19 protein-coding genes are annotated in these 23,320 nt (G+C 64.3%); 9 read left to right on the top strand and 10 right to left on the bottom strand.

Going from position 1 to position 23,320, the window contains the following annotated elements:
• Positions 1 to 15: 15 nt before the first annotated feature.
• Positions 16 to 1,251 carry an LLM class flavin-dependent oxidoreductase gene (locus QA649_RS42630; RefSeq protein ID WP_283022389.1) on the bottom strand — a complete coding sequence of 412 codons (1,236 nt, stop codon included), beginning with the start codon at positions 1,249 to 1,251 and terminating at the stop codon, positions 16 to 18.
• A gap of 414 nt (positions 1,252 to 1,665) precedes the next feature.
• Positions 1,666 to 3,057, bottom strand: coding sequence for a Si-specific NAD(P)(+) transhydrogenase (gene sthA / locus QA649_RS42625; protein WP_283022388.1), 1,392 nt, complete (start codon positions 3,055 to 3,057; stop codon positions 1,666 to 1,668).
• 146 nt (positions 3,058 to 3,203) lie between these two features.
• Between sthA and QA649_RS42620 the strand changes: the two genes are divergently transcribed.
• Positions 3,204 to 4,616: an MFS transporter gene (locus QA649_RS42620; protein WP_283022387.1), complete on the top strand. Its 1,413-nt coding sequence runs from the start codon at positions 3,204 to 3,206 to the stop codon at positions 4,614 to 4,616.
• A 141-nt stretch (positions 4,617 to 4,757) separates the two neighbouring features.
• A complete protein-coding gene (locus tag QA649_RS42615) occupies positions 4,758 to 5,912 on the top strand; it encodes a PHB depolymerase family esterase (RefSeq protein ID WP_283022386.1) in 1,155 nt (384 codons plus the stop codon).
• A 64-nt stretch (positions 5,913 to 5,976) separates the two neighbouring features.
• On the opposite strand, the gene QA649_RS42610 is transcribed toward QA649_RS42615, so the two are convergent.
• A complete protein-coding gene (locus tag QA649_RS42610) occupies positions 5,977 to 6,279 on the bottom strand; it encodes a hypothetical protein (RefSeq protein ID WP_283022385.1) in 303 nt (100 codons plus the stop codon).
• Between the two features lie 142 nt (positions 6,280 to 6,421).
• On the opposite strand from QA649_RS42610, the gene QA649_RS42605 reads away from it, so the two are divergent.
• Positions 6,422 to 6,793 carry a helix-turn-helix domain-containing protein gene (locus QA649_RS42605; RefSeq protein ID WP_283022384.1) on the top strand — a complete coding sequence of 124 codons (372 nt, stop codon included), beginning with the start codon at positions 6,422 to 6,424 and terminating at the stop codon, positions 6,791 to 6,793.
• A gap of 3 nt (positions 6,794 to 6,796) precedes the next feature.
• On the opposite strand, the gene QA649_RS42600 is transcribed toward QA649_RS42605, so the two are convergent.
• Both QA649_RS42600 and QA649_RS42595 read right to left on the bottom strand, forming a co-directional pair.
• Positions 6,797 to 7,489, bottom strand: coding sequence for an MBL fold metallo-hydrolase (locus tag QA649_RS42600; protein ID WP_283022383.1), 693 nt, complete (start codon positions 7,487 to 7,489; stop codon positions 6,797 to 6,799).
• A gap of 113 nt (positions 7,490 to 7,602) precedes the next feature.
• Positions 7,603 to 8,721, bottom strand: coding sequence for a vWA domain-containing protein (locus QA649_RS42595; RefSeq protein WP_283022382.1), 1,119 nt, complete (start codon positions 8,719 to 8,721; stop codon positions 7,603 to 7,605).
• Positions 8,722 to 8,977: 256 nt separating this feature from the next.
• Between QA649_RS42595 and QA649_RS42590 the strand changes: the two genes are divergently transcribed.
• Positions 8,978 to 10,579: an alpha-amylase family glycosyl hydrolase gene (locus tag QA649_RS42590; protein WP_283022381.1), complete on the top strand. Its 1,602-nt coding sequence runs from the start codon at positions 8,978 to 8,980 to the stop codon at positions 10,577 to 10,579.
• A gap of 169 nt (positions 10,580 to 10,748) precedes the next feature.
• Here QA649_RS42590 and QA649_RS42585 read toward each other — a convergent pair whose 3' ends face one another.
• On the bottom strand, positions 10,749 to 12,449 hold the full coding sequence (locus QA649_RS42585; RefSeq protein WP_283022380.1) for an alpha-amylase family protein: 1,701 nt from the start codon (positions 12,447 to 12,449) through the stop codon (positions 10,749 to 10,751).
• Positions 12,450 to 12,599: 150 nt separating this feature from the next.
• Here QA649_RS42585 and QA649_RS42580 point away from each other — a divergent pair, with 150 nt between their 5' ends.
• Positions 12,600 to 13,088 (top strand): MmcB family DNA repair protein, encoded by a 489-nt coding sequence (locus QA649_RS42580; protein WP_260387182.1) that lies wholly within the window; start codon positions 12,600 to 12,602, stop codon positions 13,086 to 13,088.
• Between the two features lie 371 nt (positions 13,089 to 13,459).
• On the opposite strand, the gene QA649_RS42575 is transcribed toward QA649_RS42580, so the two are convergent.
• Together QA649_RS42575 and QA649_RS42570 are read right to left on the bottom strand one after the other, a co-directional pair.
• Positions 13,460 to 14,014 (bottom strand): ActR/PrrA/RegA family redox response regulator transcription factor, encoded by a 555-nt coding sequence (locus QA649_RS42575; RefSeq protein ID WP_018644326.1) that lies wholly within the window; start codon positions 14,012 to 14,014, stop codon positions 13,460 to 13,462.
• A gap of 103 nt (positions 14,015 to 14,117) precedes the next feature.
• Complete coding sequence (locus QA649_RS42570; protein WP_283022379.1) at positions 14,118 to 15,440, bottom strand: ActS/PrrB/RegB family redox-sensitive histidine kinase; 1,323 nt, start codon at positions 15,438 to 15,440, stop codon at positions 14,118 to 14,120.
• A gap of 107 nt (positions 15,441 to 15,547) precedes the next feature.
• Between QA649_RS42570 and QA649_RS42565 the strand changes: the two genes are divergently transcribed.
• The 4 genes from QA649_RS42565 to QA649_RS42550 all read left to right on the top strand — a co-directional run bounded on the left by QA649_RS42565 (position 15,548) and on the right by QA649_RS42550 (position 19,787).
• Positions 15,548 to 16,351 (top strand): ABC transporter ATP-binding protein, encoded by an 804-nt coding sequence (locus tag QA649_RS42565; RefSeq protein ID WP_283022378.1) that lies wholly within the window; start codon positions 15,548 to 15,550, stop codon positions 16,349 to 16,351.
• Positions 16,352 to 16,460: 109 nt separating this feature from the next.
• On the top strand, positions 16,461 to 17,279 hold the full coding sequence (locus tag QA649_RS42560) for an ABC transporter permease (protein ID WP_283022377.1): 819 nt from the start codon (positions 16,461 to 16,463) through the stop codon (positions 17,277 to 17,279).
• A 121-nt stretch (positions 17,280 to 17,400) separates the two neighbouring features.
• A complete protein-coding gene (gene phaZ, locus QA649_RS42555) occupies positions 17,401 to 18,729 on the top strand; it encodes a polyhydroxyalkanoate depolymerase (RefSeq protein ID WP_283022376.1) in 1,329 nt (442 codons plus the stop codon).
• A gap of 218 nt (positions 18,730 to 18,947) precedes the next feature.
• The gene (locus QA649_RS42550) at positions 18,948 to 19,787 is read left to right on the top strand and encodes a SprT family zinc-dependent metalloprotease (RefSeq protein WP_283022375.1); all 840 of its coding nucleotides are present in this window, start codon (positions 18,948 to 18,950) and stop codon (positions 19,785 to 19,787) included.
• 153 nt (positions 19,788 to 19,940) lie between these two features.
• Here QA649_RS42550 and QA649_RS42545 read toward each other — a convergent pair whose 3' ends face one another.
• Both QA649_RS42545 and QA649_RS42540 read right to left on the bottom strand, forming a co-directional pair.
• Entirely contained in the window at positions 19,941 to 20,594 is a 654-nt protein-coding gene (locus QA649_RS42545) for a hypothetical protein (protein ID WP_283022374.1), read from the bottom strand.
• Positions 20,595 to 20,937: 343 nt separating this feature from the next.
• The gene (locus QA649_RS42540) at positions 20,938 to 23,154 is read right to left on the bottom strand and encodes a penicillin-binding protein 1A (RefSeq protein WP_283022373.1); all 2,217 of its coding nucleotides are present in this window, start codon (positions 23,152 to 23,154) and stop codon (positions 20,938 to 20,940) included.
• Positions 23,155 to 23,320 lie beyond the last annotated feature (166 nt).

Raw genomic sequence — 23,320 nt, 5'->3', positions numbered from 1 at the left:
GATTGTTTCGCAGGCCTACCGCTTCGCCGCTTCCTTCTGCAGATCCGGTGCGTTGACGGCGGGAATGGCGACGCGGCCGGGGCCGGTCACTTTCAGCGCCTCGGCGGCCTTCTCGTTCTCCATGATCTTGGCCATCACGGCCTGGCCCGCACGCTCGAAGATCGCGCGGTTCTCAATCACGAATTTTTGCGACTTGCGTAGGGAGGCGATGTAGCCGTTGATCTCCGGCACCACATAGCGCGCCACCATGTCCCAGCTCCGGCGCGTGTTTTCCGGATTGGCCCAGTCGTGCACGAAGCCGATGATGGCGCCGACGCCGCCGGAGACCTCCATCACGTTCTTGATGGTTTTGACGAGATCGTCCGGCGTGCCGATGGTTGAGGCCGCGCCTTCGACGAACGCGGTCTTGTCCACGGCCTCGTCGGGCGAGGAGAATGCGGTCAGGCCCGGCCGCTGCAGCGTGCCGACATTATATTCGTTGTGCCAGCGCATGAGCCCGGCGCCGGCCTCCTTGCGGGCCTGCTCGCGGGTCTCGGCGATGTGGAAGGTGAGCAGCACGCGCCAGTCGGCGCGGTTGACCTTCGTGCCGTGCTTCTTGGCGGCATCCTCGGCGAACTGCCATTGCTGTTGCAGTGACATCAGGCCCTGCGTCGTCATCGAGCCCAGCGAGATGATGCCGATGCCGTATTTGCCGGCGAGCGTCATGCCCGACGGCGAGATCTGCGAGGCCACCACGAACGGCATCTCCTCCTGCAAGGGGAGGATCTGCAGCGCGGCGTCGTTCATGGTGAACCAGTCGCTCTTCGCCGTGACCCGCTCGCCGTTGAACAGGCGGCGGATCACGCCGATCGCCTCGTCCTGGCGGTCGCGCTGAGTCATCGGGTCGATGCCGAGCGTGTGCGCGTCGGAAGCCAACGCGCCGGGACCGGAGCCGAAGATGGCGCGGCCGCCGGTCATGTGGTCGAGCTGCACCATGCGCTGGGCAACGTTGTAGGGATGGTGATAGGGCAGCGAGATGACGCCGGTGCCGAGCTTGATCCGCTTGGTGCGCTCGCCGGCCGCGGCCAGGAACATCTCGGGCGAGGCGATCATCTCCCAGCCGGAGGAATGGTGCTCGCCGCACCAGAACTCGTCATAGCCGAGCGCGTCCAGCCGCTCGACGAGGTCGAGATCGCGCCGGAACTGCAGCATCGGATGCTCCCCGATCGGGTGATGCGGGGCAAGAAAGGCTCCGAACTTCAGGCGCGCCATGGCGTTCTCTCCGGCTGAATTTTCTGTTTGTTGGTGCGGTGAGGCTACGTGCTGAAACAAGCGAACGCAATCGCGCGATGTCCCGCGCAGCGGAATGCAGCTATGTGCTGATGCTGCCGCTTCTGCCTCTCCCCGTTCTTACGGGGAGAGGGTTGGGGTGAGGGGCAGTCTCCGCGGAGACGGAGGTAATTGGGTTCTCGAGATGCCCCACACCGTCATTGCGAGCGCAGCGAAGCAATCCAGTGTGTTTCCGCGGAGGGATTCTGGATTGCTTCGCTGCGCTCGCAATGACGTGTTGAGAGAGCACCGTCGCAATGGACAGCGCGACTCGCGGAGAGTCCCCCTCACCCGGCATTCAAACGGCGTTTGAATTCCGGCCTCTCCCCGCGCGCGGGCAGAGGCGAAAGCCCGCCGCTACCGCGTCATCCTGTTCCACGCATCCAGGCCGGCGATCTTGTAGGCCTCGGCCAGCGTCGGATAATTGAACGTGTTCTGGATGAAATAGTCGATCGTGCCTTTGAGATTCAGCACGGCCTGGCCGATATGGATCAGCTCGGTGGCGCCTTCGCCCAGAATATGCACGCCGAGCAGGCGGCGCGTCTTGGTCGAGAAGATCATCTTCATCATGCCGCTGTTCAGCCCCATGATGTGGCCGCGCGAGGTCTCGCGGAAGCGGGCGATGCCGACCTCGTAGGGAATGCCGCGCGTGCGGACCTCTTCTTCGGTGAGACCGGCGGTCGAGATCTCCGGCACCGAATAGATCCCGTAGGGAAAGAATTCCGGCGGCGCCAGCGGCTCCATGCCGAGCGCATGGCAGGCCGCGACGCGGCCCTGCTCCATCGAGGTCGAGGCAAGGCTCGGAAAGCCGATCACGTCGCCGGCGGCGTAGATGTGCGGCACGCTGGTCTGCAAGGTCACGGGATCGACCGTGATGCGGCCGCGATGGTCGACGGCGATGCCGGCGGCCTCGAGGTTGAGCCGGTCGGTGGCGCCGACGCGGCCCGCTGCGAACAGCAGCATCTCCGTGGTGACGTGGCGCCCGTCCGACAGATGCGTGACGATGTGGCCCTGCGCATTCTTCTCGATCGACGTCACCTTGGAGCCGAGCCGCAGCGCGACGTTGCGGTCGCGCAGCTCGTGCATGAACTCGTCGATCAATTCCTTGTCGATGAAATCGAGGAAGGTCGGCCGCGGCTCGATCAGGGTCACGGGCACGTCGAGTGCGCTGAAGATGGTGGCATATTCGACGCCGATCACGCCGGCGCCAATCACGGCGAGGCTGCGCGGCAGTTTCGGCAGCTCGATGATCTCGTCGCTGTCGAGCACGCTCGCGCCGTCGAACGGCACATAGTCGGGACGGAACGGGCGTGTGCCGCAGGCGATCAGGATGAAGGCGGCGGACACCACCTTGGTCTCGCCGATTGAGCTCGTGATCTCGACCTCATGCGGCGAGACCAGGCGCGCCTCGCCATTGGCGGTGCGGACGAGGTTGCGGCTGAACTGATGCTCGAGCACCTCGACCTCGTGATCGAGCGTCTTCTGCAGCCGGGTCATCAGGTCGCTGGCCGCGATGTCCTGTTTCACCCGATAGGAGCGGCCGTAAAAGCCGCGCTCGCGCCAGCCGGACAGGTTGAGCACGGTTTCGCGCAGCGTCTTCGAGGGGATGGTGCCGGTGTGGACGGAGACGCCGCCGACCCGCCGGCCCTTCTCCACCACCAGCACGGACTTGCCGAGCTTGGCACATTGCACCGCGGCCCGGCGCCCCGACGGGCCCGAGCCGATCACCACCATGTCGTAGTCGTACATCGGAAGACTTCCGAACCCCTGCAAATCCAGCGGGAACCGACATGCAGCAATCGGGCCAAAGCAAGTCCTACCTCCGAGGTAATCGCGCGGATGACCGCGATTTGCGAGTCTTGCGCGCAAATAAATCGCCGAAGGTTCGCGCGAAAATGCATCAAACCGTCACAAAGCCAATCGATTCGACCCGCCGCTGGTGGGTGCTGGCGATCGTCGTCGCCGCCCAGTTCATGTTCGGCGTCGATGCCTTCATCGTGAACGTCGCGATCCCTACCATCGCGGTGGATCTGAAGGCGTCGCCGGCGCAGATCGAATCCGTCATCGCGATCTATCTGATCGCCTATGCCACGCTGGTCGTCACCGGCGGCCGGCTCGGCGACATCCACGGCACCAAGGCTGTCTTCCTGGCCGGCGTGCTCGGCTTCACGGCGACCTCGCTGTGGTGCGGGCTCGCACAATCCGGCGTCGAGCTCATCGTCGCGCGGCTGGCGCAGGGCGCGACCGCAGCGCTGATGGTGCCGCAGGTGCTGGCGACGCTGCATCTTCTGTTCACCGACGAGACGCGCAACCGTGCCTTCGCCATCTACGGCATCGTGCTCGGGCTCGCGGGCGCTGCGGGCTTCTTGCTCGGCGGTCTCCTTGTCACGCTCGATCTCGCCGGCACCGGCTGGCGGTCGGTGTTCTTCGTCAACGTTCCCTTTGGCCTCGTCATCGCCGCGGCGGCCTGGCGCATCATGCCGTCGGTGCCACGACGGGCAGGGACCAGGCTCGACGTCAAGGGCAGCGTGGTCCTGTTCGCGGGATTGCTGTGCCTGATCGGGCCGCTGCTGTTCGGCCATGATGTCGGCTGGGCGCCGTGGCTGTGGGCCGTAATGGTGATCGGCGTCGCCATCCTTCTGGCGTTCCTGAAGCTCGAGCATGGCGTTGCGGGTGCCGGCGGCATGCCGCTGATCGATTTGACGCTGCTGACGGACGCCGCCTTCCTGCGCGGCCTTGGCGCGGCGTTCTTTTTCTTCCTCGCCAATCTCTCGTTCTATCTGGTCATGACGCTGTTCATGCAGCGCGGCCTGGAGATTCCGCCGCTTGCGGCCGGAATGGCCTCCATTCCACTTGCCATCGCTTTCGTCGTGGCCTCACGCCATAGCGGCGCTCGCGCTCGGCATCGCGGCACCAGGGTGTTGATCGAGGGCTGCGCGTTGCAGATCGCAGGCCTCGGCGCGCTCGCGCTTCTTGTGCTCTATGTTGACACGCCATCGCCGCTCGCACTCGCGCTGACCATGAGCATCTTCGGGTATGGCCAGGGACTCGTGATGGCCCCGCTGTCCGGCGCCGTGCTCTCGACTGTCAAACCTGTCGCCGCAGGCTCGGCCTCCGGCATGTACGGCACGACAGCACAGATCGGAAATGCGGCCGGAGTGGCCGCAATCGGCGCGGTATTCTTCGCGATCGAATCACTGCAATCAGCGCGCGCAGGATTTCTCGTCTCGCTCGCGCTGTTTGTGACGTTAATCATGATCTGCACCGTATTTCTGACGTGGATGCGCCGCGCATCTGCATCAAGTTGAAGCATTGCGGTTAATGCGTGCGGATTTCTGCTGAATTTCCAGTGATTTTCGCGGGATCGACAGCACACGGCCTTTTTATTTCGCAATGCAGCAACTATCTGGTTGGGCTGTACGTTGAACGTCGCCCATCAGGAAGTTGCCGTGTCGTTAGCAAGAAATGTCGATTTGTTGAGACGTCTGCCGAAGCTGGACGGTCTGCGCCTTGCCGAGTTCGGCCGCAGCCCTGATTCATCCAGCCCGCTGGAAGAGGTCACGGGCTTCGGCGACAATCCCGGAGCCCTGCGCATGTTCGCGTTCGTGCCGGCGAAGTTGCAGAAGCCGCGCGCGCTGGTCGTCGTGCTGCATGGCTGCGGACAGACGGCGGCGGGTTACGATCTCGGTGCCGGCTGGTCGACGCTCGCGCGGCATTACGGCTTCGCGCTGCTGATGCCCGAGCAGCAGCGCGTCAACAACGGCAACACCTGCTTTAACTGGTTCAATCCGGAAGACACCGCGCGGGACAGCGGCGAAGCGCGCTCGATCCGCGAGATGATCGCGCATATGGCGGATGCACATCGCATCGATCCCAGGCGCATCTTCATCACCGGCCTCTCCGCCGGTGGCGGCATGACGTCGGTGATGCTCGCGACCTATCCGGAAGTCTTTGCGGCCGGCGCGATCATTGCCGGACTGCCTTACGGCATCGCGTCGAACTTGCGCGAGGCGCTGGACGGCATGTTTTATTCGCCGCAGAGGCCCGATCGCGAGCTCGGCGATTTCGTGCGGCGCGCCTCGAACCATCGTGGTCCCTGGCCGAGGATCTCGGTGTGGCACGGCAGCGCCGACCGCACCGTCAATCCCGGCAATGCCAACGAGATCGTCAAGCAGTGGCTCGACCTGCACGATCTGCCCGCCGTGCCGATGGCCGAGACCAATGTCGACGGCTATCCGCGCCAGGCCTGGTGGAACAAGGACGGCGAGACGCTGGTCGAGTCCTACGCTATCACCGACATGGCCCACGGCACGCCGCTTGGGCTGGCCGACAACGACCAGCGCTACGGCATGGAGGGCGCGTTCCTGATCGAGGCCGGCATCTCCTCGTCCTATCACATCGCAAAATTTTTCGGCCTGACCGGCTGGATCGCGGAGGCGAAGAAGGCGGCGAAGCCGGCGCTGACGCCCGCGCCACATCTCGCCCGCTCGATCCGCACCGCGGTCGCCGAGCAACCGGCCGAGCTGAACCGCGAAAAGTCTCACGGCTTCGATCTCGGCCAGATCATCACCCGCGCGCTGACCGCTGCGGGATTGATGAAGTAGTTTGGGCTAAACGAAACATGTTTCGCCGTCGTCCTGGCTTTCGCCAGGACGACATTGAGATAATTTACCCCGTCTGATCGATCACCTCGATCGGCGTCACCGTCACCTCGCCGCCGGCGACTTTCCGCGTCGTCTCCTGATAGGCCCTGAAGAAGTCGCGCGATTGCAAAGCCTTCTGCGCTGCATCGTCGCTGACGCTGGCGAGGTGGAAATAGCTGCCGTCGTCGCGGGCCTTGAGGACGCGATAGCCGATCCGACCCTTCAGCTCCGGATCGCCGTCGATCGCCTTGATGAAGCGGCCGATGTCCCGGTGCCATTCCTCCGTCGTACCGTTCTTGAACTGATATCTGATCATGAAGTGCTTCATGTGACGCTCCCTGTTCGTCATGTGCGTCATCATCTGCGCCTTGCGCGCGATCTCGCAAGTATGGACAAAATTGATAGTATGGACTTTTTCGCGATCGATCCTATCCTGGCATCTGGCTTGGCTGGCGCATGGAGGAGACGACATGGCGAAGGCAAGAGCGATCGCGCCGCGCGCCTGTCCGGTCGCGGCGTTTCAGAAGATGATCAGCGGCAAGTACAAGCTGCGCATCGTCTGGGATCTCAAGGACGGCCCGCGCCGCTACGGCGAGATCAGGAGCGGCCTGCTGCGCGGCACTGAAGGCAGCGCCGAGATCACCCCGCGCGTGCTCAGCCGCGAATTGAAGGCGCTGACGATGAGCGGCCTGATCGACCGCAAGGATTTTGGCGAGGTGCCGCCGAAGGTCGAGTATCGCCTGACGCGGAAGGGTAGGAGCTTCGTCCCCGTGGTTGCAGCGATCCGCGAATGGGGTGAACGAAACCTCGGCGAGCCCGTGCTCACCGAGGCCGCCGAATAAAACTCACATCTCGCCGGTGATGAACGGATTGGTCATCCGCTCCTGGCCGATGCTCGAGCCGGCGCCGTGGCCGCAGATGAAGCCGACATCGTCGCCGAGCGGCAGCAATTTTGTCAGAATCGAGTTGATCAGCGTCGCGTGACTGCCGCCGGGCAGGTCCGTGCGTCCCACCGAGCCCGCGAACAGGACGTCGCCGACATGGGCGAAACGCAGGTCCTTGTTAAAGAACACCACGCTGCCCGGCGAGTGGCCGGGGCAGTGCAGGATGTCGAACGTGAGGCCACCGATCGACACGCTGTCGCCTTCCTCGAGCCAGCGGTCCGGCGCGAAATTGCGCACGCCGGTCATGCCGAAGCGCGCGCCGCTCTCGACCACGTTGTCGAGCAGGAACTTGTCGGCCTGATGCGGCCCCTCGATCGGCACTTTCAGCGCATCGCGCAGCTCCGCCGCGCCGCCGACATGGTCGATATGGCCGTGGGTCAGCCAGATCTTCTCCACGGTGACGCCGGTCTGCTTGATCGCATCCAGGATCTTCGGCACGTCGCCGCCGGGATCGATCACCACGGCCTTCTTGCTGGGCTCGTCCCAGATGATGGTGCAGTTCTGCTCGAACAGCGTCACGGGGACGATGATCGCGCCCGCCTTGGCCTGCGAGGATTCCTGCGAGGAATCTTGGGTGTCATTTTGCTCGGTCATGGCGCCACAATGCCGATTTTTGCTGCGGCGCCAAGCAAAATAGTCGTGCGCGAACCCCGGGGGAACGGCAGACCGTCCCCGGGGGAACGGCAGACGTCCCCGGGGCGCCGCTGTTACCGCTTGATCTGCGCCTTCAACGTCTCCTGCACGACCCCGTCGAAGGACGACGTCTTCGGTGACTTCGCCGCCTGATCGGCGATGTACTTGTCACGCTTGGTGACCAGCGCAGCGAGCTTCTCGTTCAGCGCCTTGCGCTGCTCGATCTGCTTGGATACCTCGGCCTCACGCTGCTCGGGTTTCATCGCGCGCAGATTTTCGGGCAGGTCGGCCTCAGCGACCGCGGTAACGCTTGTCCTGCCCTTGGCGGCATCGGCGACGAGATCGCCGCCGCCGGTCACGGCTTCCGCGGTCGATGCGGATCGCTTGCCGATATAGCTCGCCATGTCGGCGGCCGTTGAGGGTGCAGATGCCGCCACGCCGGCCGACTGCCGCATCTTCAGCTCGGTATGCTTCTGCCGCTCGCGCGGGCCATAGGGGATCACCGTGCCGTTGAGCTGCTGCTGCAGGATGATGATGTCCTGGTCGTACGGAGTCTCGATGATGACGACCTGCCCGCCGTCCTGCGGAATCGGGATGAAACGGCCGTTGCCGATCTGCGCGATGTTGCGCCACACCCGCTCGGTGTCGCGGGCATCGCCGGCGAGCACAGCATTGACGATGATGTCCTTCTGCTTGGCGACCGCGAGCGTCGTCGGATATTTGGTGTCCTGCGCGTAGTCCATGTGCGGCGGCGCATCGCCAACCAGAAACACGATGTGCCTGACGTCGCTGCCCGTCGTCCATTGCAGCTTGTTGACGGCAACATCGAGCGCCTCGTTGACGCTTTCGGGCCAGTCGCCGCCGCCGCGCGCCTTCAACTCCAGGAGATTGGCGTACAGATCCTGGATGTCGCGGGTCAGCTCGATCTTCGACGTCACGTAATCGTCACCGATGTCGCGATAGGCGACGAGGCCCATGCGGATATCGGCGTCCGGATTGGAGTCGACGATCGTCGTGGCGATCGACCAGATCTTTCGCTTGGCGCCCTCGATCAGGCGGGCCATCGATCCCGTGGTATCGAGCACGAAGGCGACCTCGACGGTCGGCTTGGCGAAGGCAGGAGAGGTTCCGGCCGAGAATGGCAGGGTGGCGAGAGCGAAGGCGAGCGAGCACAGTGTGATGCGTGACCTCATGGGTCCCTCCAGTGGTTTCGTCCCTCGGAACCAAGGTTCCACTGGCATCGCGGTAGGTTGAGGCCGGAACGCAGGCGCAACTGGCGCGAAATTGCGGCGTTTCCCGGGGAACCCTGGGCCTGCGGCGTCAGACGACGGCCTGCCGCGCTGCAGGCGCCACATCGCCGTCCCAAAGCCTTGTTCGTCTGCCCCTTCTCGTGAACCGTTGGCGCGATCCGGCGTTGCTGTCCGCGCGAAGTACATTCGGGGGACGATCTTGGCTCAGAGCGACGACAATTGGTGGCGCGACGGCATCTTCTATCAGATCTATCCGCGCTCCTTTCAGGACTCAGACGGTGACGGCGTCGGCGACCTCGCCGGCATCCTGAAGCGGCTGCCTTATGTGAAATCGCTCGGCGTCGACGCGATCTGGCTGTCGCCGATCTTCCCCTCGCCGATGGCCGATTTCGGCTACGACATCTCTGACTATACCGGCATCGAGCCGCTGTTCGGCACGATGGCGGATTTCGACGCGCTGCTCGCGGCCGCCCATGACAACGGCCTGAAGCTGATCCTCGACCTCGTGCCCAACCACACCTCGGACCAGCATCCCTGGTTCGTCGAGAGCCGCGCCTCGCGCGACAATTCCAGGCGCGACTGGTACATCTGGCGCGACCCGAAGCCGGACGGCAGTGCGCCGAACAACTGGCTCTCCGAGTTCGGCGGCAGCGCCTGGGCTTTCGACGAGACCACGGGGCAGTATTACTACCACGCCTTCCTGGCCCAGCAGCCGGACCTCAACTGGCGCAATCCCGATGTCCGCGCAGCGATCTACGACGTGATGCGGTTCTGGCTGGAGAGGGGCGTCGACGGCTTTCGCGTCGACGTGATCTGGCACCTGATCAAGGACGCCGAATTCCGCGACAATCCGCCGAACCCGCATTACGTCGAGGGCCGGCCGCCCAACGAAAAGATCCTGACGCAATATTCCACCGACCAGGACGAGGTGCATGACGTGATCGCGCAGATGCGACGCGTCACCGATGCGTATCGCGCCCGCGTGCTGATCGGCGAGATCTATCTGCCGCTGCACCGGTTGATGGCCTATTACGGCAACGACCTCACCGGCGCGCAGATGCCGTTCAATTTCGCGCTGCTCTCGACCTTCTGGAGCGCGCGCTCGATCGAGACGATCATCGAGGATTACGAGAAGACGCTGCCGAAGGGCGCCTGGCCGAACTGGGTGCTCGGCAATCACGATCGCCCGCGCGTGGCCAGCCGGGTCGGTCCCGAGCAGGCCCGCGTCGCCGCCATGCTGCTGCTGACCTTGCGCGGCACGCCGACGCTCTATTATGGCGACGAGATCGGCATGCATCAGCTTGCGATCGCGCCGGAGGACGTGCGCGATCCCTTCGAGAAGAACGTGCCCGGCATCGGGGTGGGGCGCGACGGTTGCCGCACGCCGATGCAATGGGACTCGTCGAACTTCGCCGGCTTTTCGGAAGTGAGGCCCTGGCTGCCGCTGCCCGAGGATCATATCCGCGAGAACGTCGCCAATCTCGAAGCCGATCCGCGCTCGATCCTCAACCTCTACAAGCGCCTGATCGCGTTGCGGAGGGATTGCCCGCCGCTGGTTGCCGGCGATTATCATCCGATCGCGGCGCAAGGCGACTTGCTGATCTACCGCCGCGTGGCAGAAGGCAGGGCGGTGATCGTGGTGCTCAATCTCGGCCCCGACCCGATCGCCGTGACGACGAGCGCGATCCGCTTCGGCAGCGAGATATTGTTGTCGACGTTCCTGGATCGCGAGGGGGAGATGCTGGAAGGCGTGCTGGATCTGCGCGGGAATGAGGGAGTGGTGGTGCAGTCACCAACCTAGCCGTTGCTTTCGCCAGGGAGAATGGTGGAGGAGGTGGCCACCGCTATCTCCTCGTCATTGCGAGCGAAGCGAAGCAATCCAGACTGCCTCTGCGGAAAGATTCTGGATTGCTTCGCTTCGCTCGCAATGACGATCGTTGAAACGGCGGAGCAAACTACGGCATCCCGACCTACCCCGGACGCTTCTTCCCCCGTACCGTCGCGTCGTCGATATCGCTTCGCTTCAGCAGATAATCCAGCCCGCCGACGCGGTACCAGCGATAGCCATAGGGCTCCAGCACGACGCGGTGCTGGCCGCGCTTGTCGGCGTGGCTGTGGTCTTCCGCGAGCAGATTGATGAGGTGCGCGCCGGTCTCGCCTGATAGTCCCGCCGAGAACGCGATTTCGCGCGGCTTCTCGTCGAGATTGTGCACGAACAGCACGGAATTGTTGCGCCAGTCGTAGCGCATGATGAACACGGCGGGATCGCGAACAGGAATCACAGTGAAATCGCCCCAGCCGACCTCCGGCACTTCTTTCCGCATGCGGACGATACGCTCGGTCCAGTTCAGCATGGAGTTGGGATCGCGCCGCTGCTTGGCGACATTGACGTGCGGAAAGCCGTAAGGTCCCCCGTCGATGACAGGGCAGGCCGGCTTGTCGCTCTTGGTGAAGCCGCCGTGCGGCTCGGTCGACCATTGCATCGGCGTGCGCGCGCAATTGCGCTCGGGCTGCGAGAGATCGTCGCCCATCGCGATCTCGTCGCCGTAACGGATCACAGGCGTTCCCGGCAGCGTGCACATCAGGCTGTAGGCGAGCTCGAGCCGCCGGCGGTCGCCGCCCAGCATCGGCGCGAGGCGGCGGCGGATGCCGCGGTCATAGAGCTGCATGTCCTTGTCGGGACCGAAGCATTTGAACACCGTGTCGCGCTGCGTCTTGGTCAGCCGTCCCAGATCGAGCTCGTCGTGATTGCGCAGGAACAGGCCCCATTGCGCCGAGGCGGGGCGTGGCTTGGTCGCCTTCAGCGCCTTCGCCAGCGGGCGCGAATCGGCCGAGGCCAGCGCGTAGAACAGATGCTGGTTGACGTGGAAGTTGAACATCATGTGCATGCGGTCGGCATCGCGGCCGAAATATTCCATGTCGGTTTTCGGCAGCACATTGGCTTCGGCGAGGATGATCGCGTCGCCCTGCCGCCATTGCAGGAATTCGCGGAACGCGCGCAGCATCTCGTATTGCTCGACCGGCTTCTTCACCTTCGCGCCCTTGGTCGCGATGATGAAGGGCACGGCGTCCATGCGGAAGCCGGAGACGCCGAGCTGGATCCAGAAGCCCATGATCTTGAGGATCTCGGCCTGCACATGCGGATTCGACGTGTTGAGATCGGGCTGGAAATCGTAGAAGCGATGGAAGTAATACGCGCCGGCTTCCTTGTCGCGCGTCCAGGTCGATTTCTGCACGCCGGGAAACACCATGCCCTTGTTGGCGCCGGCCGGCTTCTTGTCGGACCAGACATACCAGTCGCGATAGGGCGAGCTCTTGTCGCGCCGCGCCTCCTTGAACCAGTGATGCTGGTCGGAGGTGTGGTTGACGACGAGGTCGATGATGATTCGGATGCCGCGCTGTTTGCAGCCGTGGGCGAACTCGACGAAATCGCCGAGCGTGCCATAGCGGGAATCGACGCTGTAATAATCGGCGATGTCGTAGCCGTCGTCGCGGCCGGGCGAGGTCTGGAACGGCATCAGCCAGATCGTGGTGATGCCGAGCCCGTGCAGATAATCGAGCCGGCGCAAGAGGCCCTTGAAGTCGCCGACACCGTCGCCGTTGGAGTCCATGTAGGAGCCGACGGAGAGGCAATAAATCACGCCGTTCTTGTACCAGAGATCGTCGATCATGCGCGAGCAGCCGGTGGTTCCGCCGAGGTGCGGCGGCTTCGTGATAAGTGCGTGGGGAAGGGGAGGTTCCCGAGTGTCGTCCCGGCCTAGTGCGCAATTGCGCACGGGGGCCGGGACGACACTGAGAATGGAATCGGCTATCCTCCCGCCATGGACAACACCGCCCGCATCGCCCTCGTGCCGCCGCCGGATCGCCGCCAGTCCGAGACGGCGCTGGCCATCGCGCGCGGCACCGCGCGGCTGTTACGTTCGCTCGGCTTCACCTGCATCAGCGAATTGCCGCTGCCGTCGGGCCGGCGTGCGGATCTGGTGGCGCTGAACGAGCGCGGCGAGATCTGGATCGTCGAGATCAAGTCGTCGGTCGAGGATTTGCGCGCCGACCAGAAATGGCACGAATACCGCGCCCATTGCGACCGGCTGTTCTTCGCCTTCACGCAGGATCTGCCGTGCGAGATCTTTCCCGAAGACACCGGCCTGATCATCGCCGACGCCTACGGCGCGCACATGCATTGCGAGGCGCCCGAGCACAAGCTCGCCGCCGCCACGCGCAAGCAGATGACGGTGCGGTTTGCGATGGCGGCGGCCTTGCGGATCAACCGCCTGGTCGATCCGCAGGGCCACGCGGATTTCTGGGAATAGACTGCCTTCGTAGCCCGGATGAAGCGAAGCGCAATCCGGGAGAGGTGCAGCCGGTCGCGAGAATCCCGGATTACGCTGCGCTCCATCCGGGCTACGCAATGCCGTAGGGTGGGCAAAGCGTAGCGTGCCCACCAAACCAGTCGATCATGATCGGAGAGAAATGGTGGGCACGGCGCTGTGCGCCTTTGCCCACCCTACGAGACCTGTGTCCCCTTCATCCCCGCGCAACGGCGAAGCCGTTGTCGCTGGAGGTGCGAGCGCAGCGAGCCTCGAAGGATGCACGGCCCCGATGCAGCCGGGCCGTCGCCCTTCGAGGGCCGCCGAAGAGGCGGCCACCTCAGGGTGACGGTGAAAGAGTGTAGAGCGCGAAATTACCGCGGCGCGCGCTTCGCCAGAATGCGCTGCAGCGTGCGCCGGTGCATGTTCAGTCGCCGCGCCGTTTCCGAGACGTTGCGGTTGCACATCTCGTAGATGCGCTGGATGTGCTCCCAGCGCACGCGGTCGGCGGACATCGGGTTGGTCGGCAGCTCGGACTTTTCCGCGCTGGTCGAGAGCAGTGCGGCGACGACGTCGTCGGCATCCGCGGGCTTCGAGAGATAATCGATCGCGCCCATCTTCACCGCGGTCACGGCGGTGGCGATGTTGCCATAGCCGGTCAGCACGATCGCGCGTGCATCTGGGCGCTTCTTCTTCAGCGCCGAGACCACGTCGAGACCATTGCCGTCACCGAGCCGCAAGTCGACAACCGCGAATGCGGGTGCTGCCTTGCCGATCTGCGCGAGACCGTCCGAGACCGTGTCGCACGACGTCACCGAAAAGCCGCGGGTCTCCATCGCGCGCGACAAGCGCTCCAGAAACGGCTTGTCGTCCTCCACGATGAGAAGCGAGCGGTCGGCCTGTTCATTCAGTTCGGCGATGGCGTTCAAGGTGTTGTCCTCTCTCCAGCGCGTTTACATATGGCCTCGCAATCGGGCGGTGCCAAGGCCGCCAATGGTCGATCGGCCCATTTGTGCGACGCAAGGTCGCGGTCTATCCTATTGTTTCTTCGAGCGTCTCGATAGCCTCAAAACGCGGCCTGGGCCACGTGATGTGCACCACCGCGCCGTGTTCCGGGAAGATCCGGTTGGTAAACGAGACCTTGGCGCCGGTGCGCTCGAGCAGGGTGCGTGCGATGAACACGCCGAGGCCGAGGCCGCGCCGCTCGCCGCCGACGTCATCCTGGGCGCGTCGCCGCGACAAATACGGCTCGCCGATCCGGTTGAGGATGTCAGGCGGAATGCCCGGGCCGTCGTCGGAGATCAGGAGCTCGATCGTGTCCTTGTTCCACCAGGCGTTCACCTCGACGGTGGTATGGGCGAAATCGACTGCATTCTCGACGATGTTGCCGACACCGTAGAGGATCGCCGGGTTGCGTGAGCCGACCGGCTCGGCGACCACGGCCACCGCGATCCGCACCTTGATGTCGACGCCGAAATCGCGGTGCGGGGCCACCACCTCCTCGATCAGCTCCGACAGCTTCATGCGGTCGAACGGTGCGCCGGTGGAGGAGAGCTGGGTGATCTTGCTGAGGATGTCGCGGCAGCGCTGGGTCTGCTCGCGCAGCGTCTTCAGGTCTGCGGCAAAGATCGGATCCTTCACCGTCTTTTCCAGCTCGCGCGAGATCAGGAAGATGGTCGCGAGCGGCGTGCCGAGCTCGTGCGCGGCCGCGGCGGCGAGGCCGTCGAGCTGGGTCAGATGCTGCTCGCGCGTCAGCACCAGCTCAGTCGCGGCCAGCGCGTCCGCGAGCTTGCGCGCCTCCTCGGTCACCTGGAACGAGTAGAGGCTGGTGACGCCGATCGCGAGCACGATCGAGAGCCAGACGCCGACGAGATAGATCGGCGGCAGCACCAGGGGATCGTCGGAGTCCCAGGGCAGCGGCAGGTGGAAGAAGAACAGCACCGAGGCGCAGGCGACGGCGAGCAGGCCGAGGCCGAAGGTGAAGCGGGCCGGCAGCGCCGTCGCCGAGATCAGCACGGGTGCGAGAAACAGGAACGAGAACGGGTTCTGCAGTCCGCCGGTGAAGAACAACAGCCCCGCCAGCTCCACGATGTTGAGCGCCAGCAGGCCGGCCGCCTGCATCGGCTCCAGCCGCTGCATCGGATTTGCAGCGGTCTGGAGGCCCAGATTGAGCGCGGCCGACAGCGCGATGATGCTGACACAGGGAACGATCTCGACGTTGAACTCCAGCCCCTGCGCCACGATGAAGATCGCAGCGAGCTGGCCCAGCACCGCGAGCCAGCGCAGCCGCAGAATGGTGTCGAGGCGGATGTGCCGCTGCGCGTGGCGGAAGTCGGAAGCGGCAATTTCGGTCATATCAGCCAATGTGGCGGTGCTTTCTGGATCACAAACGCTGGGCTCGCGGAACCACCCCGATTACAAGCCTTGCGCTATCAGCTGCAATAGCAGAAGAACGGCCCAGCATGACCGAGAATGACAAGGCTTCAAGTCGGCCGACTGTCGCGGAGCACGTTTCCTCCGCGGCGATTGCGGTCGATCACCTCGTCAAGGTCTACAAGCAGACCCGCGCCGTCGACGACATCTCCTTTTCGCTGCCGCGCGGCAGCATCACCGGGCTCCTGGGCGGCAACGGCGCCGGCAAGACCACGACCATCGCGATGATCATGGGCCTCGTGCTGCCGACCTCCGGCCGCGTGCAGGTGCTCGGGCATCGCATGCCCGAGGAGAGCGCTGCCGTGCTGGGGCGGATGAATTTCGAGAGCCCCTATGTCGACATGCCGATGCGGCTCACGGTGCGGCAGAACCTCACCATCTTCGGCAAGCTCTATGCGGTCAGGAATCTGTCCGACCGCATTGCGGAGCTCGCCGACGATCTCGACCTCACCGATTTCATCGACCGCGCCAACGGAAAACTCTCCGCCGGACAGAAGACCCGCGTCGCGCTGGCGAAAGCGCTGATCAACCAGCCCGAGCTGCTCTTGCTCGACGAGCCGACCGCCTCGCTCGATCCTGACACCGCCGACTGGGTCCGGGCGCATATGGAGCGCTATCGCAAGCAGAACAACGCCACCATCCTGCTGGCCTCGCACAACATGCTCGAGGTCGAGCGGCTCTGCGACCGCGTCATCATCATGAAGCGCGGCCGCATCGAGGACGACGACACGCCTGCGGCCATCATGACGCGCTACAACCGCACCACCCTGGAAGAGGTGTTTCTCGACGTCGCCCGCGGCCGGGTGAACGGTGCGAAGGAGGCGGCAAGATGAGCATGCGGAACCGTAGCCCGGATGGAGCGAAGCGCAATCCGGGACCCCTGTCGCTCGTGGCGCGATTCCCGGATTTCGCTTCGCTCCATCCGGGCTACGCGGTGCAGCCATGACCGAGCTCTCCCTCCACCGCGGCATCTCGCTCCACCGCATCGGTGCGATGATCCTGCGCTACTGGTACCTGCTGCTGTCGTCGTGGCCGCGGCTGCTCGAGCTGTTGTACTGGCCGGCGCTGCAGGTCATCACCTGGGGCTTCATCCAGTACTACATCGCGGAAAACGCCAGCTTCTTCGCGCGGGCCGGCGGCACGCTGATCGGCGCCGTCATCCTCTGGGACATCCTTTTCCGCGGCCAGCTCGGCTTCTCCATCTCGTTCCTGGAAGAGATGTGGGCGCGCAACCTCGGCAACCTCATGATGAGCCCCCTGAAGCCCATCGAGTTTCTGCTGTCGCTGACGGTCATGAGCCTGATCCGGCTCGCCATCGGCATCGTCCCGATGACGCTGCTCGCGCTGTTCCTGTTTCACTTCAACGTTTACGCGCTCGGCCTGCCGCTGATCGCCTTCTTCTGCAATCTGATCTTCACCAGCTGGTCGGTCGGCATCTTCGTCTCGGGCCTTGTGCTGCGGCACGGTCTGGGCGCCGAGAGCATCGTCTGGACCTTGATGTTCGCGATCATGCCGCTTGCCTGCATCTACTATCCCGTCAGCGTGCTGCCGGTCTGGCTGCAATATGTCGCCTGGGCGCTGCCGCCGACCTATGTGTTCGAGGGGATGCGCGCGCTGCTGATCGAGAACACCTTCAGGATCGATCTGATGCTGGAGGCGTTGGTCATCAATGCTGTACTTCTGGTTGCTTCTTTTTGGGCATTCCTTGCCCTTTTGCGCAGCGCCAAAAAACACGGCTCGCTGCTGTCGGGCGGCGAATAGCGTCACTTTCTCGTGGATTCAGGCCGATTTAACCGTCTCCGCTCCGTAGATGTACGGAACCATGCATTGACGCAATATTACGCATTCGGCAGTATGCTGCGATGCGAAGAGGATTATAGCGATGCCTATTGGTGAGTTTGGCGGCGCCCCGCCCCTGGCTGCAGAAGGCAGTCCGGTCCTGACGACGCCGATGTACTGGATGTACGAGATGGCCCACGCCTCTCTCAATCCGGCCCGTGCAGTCACCGACGCGACCAAGCTGCTGTTTCAGAATCCCCTCAATCCCTGGGCCCGTACCGAGGTCGGCAAGTCGGTCGCCGCGGCCTGCGAGTTGTTCGAGCGCACCACGCGCCGCTACGGCAAGCCGGAATGGGGCCTCGACGACACCGAGGTCAACGGCCTCCGCGTTCCCGTCGAGATCCGTTCGGTCTGGGAAAAGCCGTTCTGCCGGCTGCTCTACTTCGATCGCAAGTTCACCCGTCCGCTGCGCAGCCCGCAGCCGCGCGTGCTGATCGTGGCGCCGATGTCCGGCCATTACGCGACGCTGCTGCGCGGCACGGTCGAGGCCTTCCTGCCGGCGCATGAGGTCTACATCACCGACTGGGCCGATGCCCGCATGGTGCCGCTCAGCGAAGGGCGCTTCGATCTCGACGACTACATCGACTACATCATCGAGATGCTGCACGTCCTCGGCGGCAATACCCATGTGATGGCGGTGTGCCAGCCTTCCGTGCCCGTCGTCGCCGCCGTCTCGATCATGGAAGCGCGCCGCGATCCGTTCGTGCCGACCTCGATGACGCTGATGGGCGGCCCGATCGATACGCGCCGCAATCCGACCGGGGTGAACGACCTCGCCCAGCAGCGCGGCATCGACTGGTTCCGCAACCACGTCATCACCAAGGTGCCGTTCCCGCATCCGGGCATGATGCGCGACGTCTATCCGGGATTCCTGCAGCTCAACGGCTTCATCAGCATGAATCTCGACCGGCACATGGATGCTCACAAGCAGCTGTTCGCCAATCTGGTGAAGGGCGACGGCGACCTCGTCGACAAGCACCGCGACTTCTACGACGAATATCTCGCGGTGATGGATCTCTCGGCCGAATATTACCTGCAGACCGTCGACACGGTGTTCGTGAAGCATTCGCTGCCGAAGGGCGAGATGACCCATCGTGGAACCCGCGTCGATCCTTCCAAGGTCACGCGCGTGGCGTTGATGACGGTCGAAGGCGAGAACGACGACATCTCAGGTCTCGGTCAGACCGAAGCGACGCACGGTCTGTGCAGCTCGATTCCCGATCATCGCCGCGTTCATTACGTCCAGAAGGGCGTCGGACATTACGGCGTGTTCAATGGCTCGCGTTTCAAGTCGGAGATCGTGCCGCGGATTCACGACTTCATGGTCTCCGCTGCGAATCCGAGCTCGTTGCAGGCTCTCGCGGCCGAATAATCCTGAATTTCGGCTTTCCCGTCGAAATTTCCGCCCCTGCCGGAGCCTCCGGCAGGGGTAAGTTCCCTCCAGATTCGCGGTATCAAGGTAGCGTCATAGGAGTGAGTCACCCCTCACCCCTTGGGGGTGTCGCATGCGTCCAGCGGGGGCGAAAAAAGCCGGTTCCAACCCCAGTCTGTAGGGTCTCCCGGACTGAAGAACCCCTGTATATTGGGCAAATGATTTGTTTTTGCGCCGAGCGCTTTCCCTGGCGGTGGTTATGGCAGAATCCGGGCGAACTCCTGCCCCCCGGACTGACAGACATGGCCACTCGCGCACTCCTCTATCGGCGGCCCCACGAACCGAAGACCCTCGTCATCACCCATGGATCGCAATTCTTTGCGATACGCCTGCGAAGACATCGCCGAGCGCGCCGCTACACGCTCAGAATTCATCCGAGTGATCGCGAAGCCATCCTCACCATGCCGCCGCGCGGCACGCTGGCCGAAGCAAAAGACTTCGCGACGCGTCACGGCGCGTGGATCGCGGCACGTCTCGGCCGTCTGCCGAAGGCTGCACCGTTCCAGCCTGGCACAGTGATACCGCTTCGCGGCACGCCCCATCGCATCGTTCATCGCGCAGGCACCCGTGGCACGGTGTGGACCGAGACGCGCGACAGCGGTGAAAAGATTCTCTGCGTGGCCGGCGGTCTCGAACATGCCGACCGTCGTGTGCATGACTTCCTCAAGCGCGAGGCGCGCCGCGACCTGCAGCGTTCGGCGGAGGCCTATGCCGTCGAGCTCGGTGTCAGGGTCAAGCGCCTGTCGATCCGCGACCAGTCCAGTCGCTGGGGCTCCTGCACCTCGGCCGGCTCGCTGTCATTCTCCTGGCGCCTGATCCTCGCGCCACCCTTCGTGCTCGACTATCTCGCCGCCCACGAGGTCGCCCATCTCGTCGAGATGAACCACTCGGCGCGGTTCTGGCGCGTGTGCGGAAAAGTCTGCCCGTCGATGGAGCGCGCCAAGAAGTGGCTCGACACGCACGGCAACGATCTGCATCGGTACGGGGTCGAGGATTAGGCCTCGCTGTTGGCATCTTGGGAGGTGTCATCGCCCGCGCAGGCAGGCGATCCAGTATTCCAGAGGCCTTAGTGATTGAATCGATGGGCTGCGGCGTACCGGATTCCCCGCCTTCGCGGGGAATGACAGTGGAGAACGAGGCGCGTTCTCCACTCACGCACTGAAATCCGCACTCGTCCCCGCCTGCGCGCGTGACGCCAGATAACGCGCTTGCTGCTGCGCAGTCGCCCTTTGCCCCTCCGCCAGCATCGCCTGGAACGCCGCGTCGAGTTGCTCGCGGCTATAGGTCGTGGACCTGCCTTCACGCGGTGTCCATTGCGATTGGGTGATCGCGGTCGGTGCCTTCTCGACCGTGCCGCCAAGCCGCTCGGCGTATTGGTCGGCCCGCCACTGCGCCAGATCCGGTCCGCTCAGGCCGGGAGGATCCTTGCCGATCTCTGAGGCCGCTGCGTTGGTGATGGTCGAGGAGCCACCATTGTACAGCGTGGCCACCACCCTGCCGCCAACTTTCACCTGGGCGTAAATGTTCTCGGGTGCGTCGTCCGAGACGCCGGGTTGAGCTGCACCCGTGTCGTGGGCCATCAGCCAATGCATCGCCATCAAGTCGTGCAGGAAGGGATCATCCGCAGCCGATATCGGCTTGGCGCCTGTCAGCGGCTTGATCTGGGAGACGTCAATCCGGAAGCCGCCGGTCGCAGCTTGGGTCGTGTCCTCAACTACCGGCTGGAGGCCCGATGTCGCATTTGAAGTGGACGTTGATGCGGGCCGCAGATGAGGCAACACCGCGCTGGATACACCTGAAATCATGGAACGCTCTCCGGCTACTCACTCAACCTATGAGAGCAAATCCCGGGCCGCTGCCGGAAGCCTGAAGAGATTGATGTTTTTACGCTCAGCGAGCCGCCGGCCCCGGTCGATCTTGCCGCGCTAGGCAGGACTTGCCGAAGCGGCGGCGGGGAATGACAAACACGACTGAGGCCGCATTCTGCGCATTTTGCGAGATCCTTGTCTTGCGCCGCGACGATTGCGCCGGTCGCCTGATTAGCCCCGTCGCATCAAACGCTTCAAACGATCCACCCAGCGTCATGCCTGATGTCAGGGGTTGTTTTCGCAGTTTTTGTTTTGAGGCCATTGCGGCTTCAGCCCGCAGCTAGCGATTGCCGCCGAACAGCCGGTCCATCAGCCAGCCGTCGAGCCCGGCCGCCGCCTCCGGCCGCACATTGGCGCGCGTGGGCGGCGGCGGGCGATAGCCGCCGGCGCTCGCCGGTGCCGGTCCAGGCGCGGCCGCCGTCGGCGGCGACACTTGCGAGGCCGCCTGCGCGAGGTTCGACAGGCCCCAGGTCGCTTGCGAGTTCGGCAGATTGGCAACCGGCACGCCCTCGTGCGCCGTCTTCATGAAGCGCGACCAGACTTCGACGGGCAGGCCGCCGCCGGTGGCCTTCTTGGTCGGCGAGTTGTCGTCATTGCCGAGCCAGACGCCGGTGACGAGGTTGGCGGTGTAGCCGATGAACCAGGCGTCGCGATAATCCTGGCTGGTGCCGGTCTTGCCGGCCGCGGGCCAGCCGGGAATCTCCGCCTTCTTGGCAGTGCCTGATATCAGCGTCTCCCGCATCATCGCATTCATCATGCCGACATTGCGGGGATCGATCACCTGGTTCCGCTCGTCGGGCTGGCGCATGTAGAGCAGCTTGCCGCTGAGCGTCCTGATCCTCGTGACGACATGCGGAGCCACCGCGAAGCCGCCATTGGCGAAGGGCGCGTAGGCGCCGACCAGCTCGACCACCGAAACCTCGGAGGTGCCGAGCGCGATCGAGGCATTGGGCTCGAGTTTTGACGAGATGCCGAGCCGGTGCGCGGTGCGCACCACGTTCTTCGGCCCGACCTCGAGGCCGAGGCGGATGGCGACCGTGTTGAGCGACATCGCCAGCGCCTGGGTCAGCGTCACCGCGCCAAAATATTCGTGGGTGTAGTTCTCGGGCTTCCAGCCCTTGACCTCGATCGGCGCGTCCTGGCGGACCGTGTCGGGCGTCAGCCCCTGCTCGAGCGCGGTCAGGTACACGAACGGCTTGAACGAGGAGCCCGGCTGACGCCTGGCGGTGACCGCACGGTTGTACTGGCTCTCGGAATAGTTCCGCCCGCCGACCAAGGCGCGCACAGCGCCATCGGGCGTCATCGCCACCAGCGCGCCCTGGCTGACGTTGAACTTCACGCTCTTGGCGGCGAGTTCGTCGATGATGGCGGCTTCCGCCACACTCTGCAGCTTCGGATCGATCGTGGTCTCGACCTTGATGCTCTCATCGATCTGGCCGACCAGGTCGTCCAGCACTTCGCCGATCCAGTCGGCGACGTAATTGACCGTGCCGGCGCCGGCCGGCTTCACATTGTAGGAGGGATGGCCGATCGAGGCCTGCGCCTGTGCTTCCGTGATGAATTTTGCATCCGCCATCGCCGTGAGCACGATCTGCGCGCGCGCTTCGGCGCCTTCGGGGTTGCGGTTCGGCGCAAGGCGCGACGGCGATTTGACGAGGCCGGCCAGCATCGCGGCTTCGGCCACGGTGACGTTCCTTGCCGACTTGCCGAAATATTTCTGCGCGGCGGCCTCGACGCCGTAGGCGCCGGAGCCGAAATAGACGCGGTTGAGATAGAGTTCCAGGATCTCGTCCTTGGAGTGCTTGCGCTCGAGCCAGATCGCCAGCTCCGCCTCCTGCAGCTTGCGCTGCATGGTGCGCTCCTGGGTCAGGAACAGGTTCTTGGCGAGCTGCTGCGTCAGCGTCGAGCCGCCCTGCGACACGCCGCGATGGAGCACGTTGGTGACGAGGGCGCGCAGGATGCCGACGGGGTCGATGCCGAAATGCGAATAGAAGCGGCGGTCCTCAATGGCGATGAAAGCCTTCGGCAAATACGGCGGCAAATCCTTCAGCGCGACATTGGCACCGGCCATCTCGCCACGCTGCGCCAGCATGCTGCCGTCGATGCCGACGATCTGGATCGTCGGCGGACGCTTGGGAATCTCCAGCGACTGGATCGGCGGCAGGTGAGCGCCGACATAGATCACGACGCCGATCACGGCGATGACGCCCCACAGGCTCAGCACCGCGCCCCAATAGACCAGGCGGCCGAGGCTGAACCCGCCGCCGGATTTCGAGCGCCGCTTGGCGCCGCTGCGGCCGGCCGGTGCCTTGCGCTCACGCGGCGGCTCCTCGCCGGCATCGTCGTTCTTGCGCTTGGCGGATGATTTCGTTGATTTCTTCGGCTTGTCCTCGCCGCCGGGGATGCGGTCCGCAGCCGTCAGGCGCAGATCGGCGAGCGCCGCGGGCAAGCCGAACAGCGGCTCCTTCCGCCCACCCTTTTTCTTTCCCCACGCCATACGCAAATACGCCCGGTCAGCCCGCCCCGCCGCACGCTAGCGGTCGCTGTTTAAGGCCGGGTTACCCCGGCGTTAACGCGCGATTAGGAGGTGCGGCATTCGCCCGCCGCAGTTCCGCTCATCGGACGGTGAAGCTAGGATCGCCGCCACAAAACGAGAGGGAACA

The sequence above is a fragment of the Bradyrhizobium sp. CB1717 genome, from assembly GCF_029714325.1.
Lineage (GTDB): Bacteria > Pseudomonadota > Alphaproteobacteria > Rhizobiales > Xanthobacteraceae > Bradyrhizobium.
Note: the sequence above shows the minus strand (reverse complement) of the source record. Positions and strands in the feature narration are given on the sequence as shown.

What these genes read in the sequence shown, in the direction of transcription:
- QA649_RS42630 (WP_283022389.1), bottom strand. Translation starts at nt 1,251, where the DNA reads ATGGCGCGCCTGAAGTTCGGAGCCTTTCTTGCCCCGCATCACCCGATC.
- sthA (WP_283022388.1), bottom strand. Translation starts at nt 3,057, where the DNA reads ATGTACGACTACGACATGGTGGTGATCGGCTCGGGCCCGTCGGGGCGC.
- QA649_RS42620 (WP_283022387.1), top strand. Translation starts at nt 3,204, where the DNA reads ATGCATCAAACCGTCACAAAGCCAATCGATTCGACCCGCCGCTGGTGG.
- QA649_RS42610 (WP_283022385.1), bottom strand. Translation starts at nt 6,279, where the DNA reads ATGAAGCACTTCATGATCAGATATCAGTTCAAGAACGGTACGACGGAG.
- QA649_RS42605 (WP_283022384.1), top strand. Translation starts at nt 6,422, where the DNA reads ATGGCGAAGGCAAGAGCGATCGCGCCGCGCGCCTGTCCGGTCGCGGCG.
- QA649_RS42600 (WP_283022383.1), bottom strand. Translation starts at nt 7,489, where the DNA reads ATGACCGAGCAAAATGACACCCAAGATTCCTCGCAGGAATCCTCGCAG.
- QA649_RS42595 (WP_283022382.1), bottom strand. Translation starts at nt 8,721, where the DNA reads ATGAGGTCACGCATCACACTGTGCTCGCTCGCCTTCGCTCTCGCCACC.
- QA649_RS42585 (WP_283022380.1), bottom strand. Translation starts at nt 12,449, where the DNA reads ATGATCGACGATCTCTGGTACAAGAACGGCGTGATTTATTGCCTCTCC.
- QA649_RS42580 (WP_260387182.1), top strand. Translation starts at nt 12,600, where the DNA reads ATGGACAACACCGCCCGCATCGCCCTCGTGCCGCCGCCGGATCGCCGC.
- QA649_RS42570 (WP_283022379.1), bottom strand. Translation starts at nt 15,440, where the DNA reads ATGACCGAAATTGCCGCTTCCGACTTCCGCCACGCGCAGCGGCACATC.
- QA649_RS42565 (WP_283022378.1), top strand. Translation starts at nt 15,548, where the DNA reads ATGACCGAGAATGACAAGGCTTCAAGTCGGCCGACTGTCGCGGAGCAC.
- QA649_RS42560 (WP_283022377.1), top strand. Translation starts at nt 16,461, where the DNA reads ATGACCGAGCTCTCCCTCCACCGCGGCATCTCGCTCCACCGCATCGGT.
- phaZ (WP_283022376.1), top strand. Translation starts at nt 17,401, where the DNA reads ATGCCTATTGGTGAGTTTGGCGGCGCCCCGCCCCTGGCTGCAGAAGGC.
- QA649_RS42550 (WP_283022375.1), top strand. Translation starts at nt 18,948, where the DNA reads ATGATTTGTTTTTGCGCCGAGCGCTTTCCCTGGCGGTGGTTATGGCAG.
- QA649_RS42545 (WP_283022374.1), bottom strand. Translation starts at nt 20,594, where the DNA reads ATGATTTCAGGTGTATCCAGCGCGGTGTTGCCTCATCTGCGGCCCGCA.
- QA649_RS42540 (WP_283022373.1), bottom strand. Translation starts at nt 23,154, where the DNA reads ATGGCGTGGGGAAAGAAAAAGGGTGGGCGGAAGGAGCCGCTGTTCGGC.